The sequence below is a fragment of the Chryseobacterium carnipullorum genome, assembly GCF_900142785.1.
In the GTDB taxonomy this organism is placed as follows: Bacteria; Bacteroidota; Bacteroidia; order Flavobacteriales; family Weeksellaceae; genus Chryseobacterium; species Chryseobacterium carnipullorum.
On the sequence record NZ_FRCD01000054.1, the window covers coordinates 1 to 1,211 of the forward strand.

Consider the following 1,211-nt stretch of genomic DNA (forward strand, 5'->3'; position numbering starts at 1 on the left):
CCTTCTGAAGTAGGCACAAAATCCAGTTTCCATTCAGGTGGACCTCCGATAACAAGAACATCATTGATGTTTTTATAAGCCTGTTCTTCAAAAGCGGTCTCTGTTCTACAAGTTAAACATATACCACCTCCTTCAAAATAGCTATACTGGAAGCCATCCAGATAATCTGTACTATGAGTGGTACCAGGTGACCCTCTTCTGCCTTGCTTGATATAGTTTTTACGAAGTTTTGTTCCGTCTGCACGATACAGATACCCCAAGCTAGCATTGATGGTCTGTCCCAGGAATGGATCGGTCTGGGTGATCGTAAAAGTATTGGGCAGGTTAAGATAATTGTAAACAATATCCTGTATCCCTTTATCTTTCATCGTGGTCATATTCCCGTTCAGGTCATAATCAATCATATTGTTTCCGCCTTCATATCCTGCATCATTTAAGGAGCTTTCAATAACCTGATTCAAACGGTTTCCTGTATAATGATAGGTAAGATTGTCGACAAGCTGTGCTGTTCCTGCAGGCGCTTTTCCGTTTCTGTGCAGGGTAGTGATATTCCCATTGAGGTCATACGTCAAGTTTTCATTAAAGAAATAATTATTGGGAGCCGTCGTGTAGGCTTCTCTGTAAATGGCATCTGTCAGTCTGTTCAGCTTATCATAGACATAATGGTATGCTTTGTAAACATCATCAGCGGTTCTCCAGTGTACTTCTGCAATATTTCCTCCATATTGGGGAACTGATGTACCAGGAATAGCGGGATCCTGGTATCTCATGGAGTATCCGAATAGTTTTCCGTTAAGATTGTCCGGATCATTGATCCTGGTCATCCAGCCCCGAATATTGTATTGATAATCCATGCTTTGAAGCGGTGATCCAATGCTGATTCCCCCGACTTTCTTGTTTTCAAGCTGAGAAAGTTCATTGTACTTATTCTGGGCAAGAATTTCTTCAGGATTGCTGTCTACCTGGTGTTTGTGGACCAGAAGTCTGTTCTGCTGATCATAGATGAAGTTTTCGGTAATGACTCTTTCTGTATCTGTAGTCAGTCTTTTGTGTTTCGTAATGACAGTCTGTGCTACTCCGGCAAAATCAAGTTTTGATTCTGTTTTGGTATAGCCTCCCAGATGATTGATGGAATGACTGCCAATCGCTCGTCCTTTGAGATCATAATAGGTGTAGTTTTTGGTCCAGTTATCATCTTCAATATTCTTGAC

General features: G+C 41.3%; 1 pseudogene. It reads right to left on the bottom strand.

The annotated features are described in order from the left end of the window. Positions 1-1,211, bottom strand: a pseudogene (locus BUC06_RS23995) (RHS repeat-associated core domain-containing protein); the annotation flags it as partial.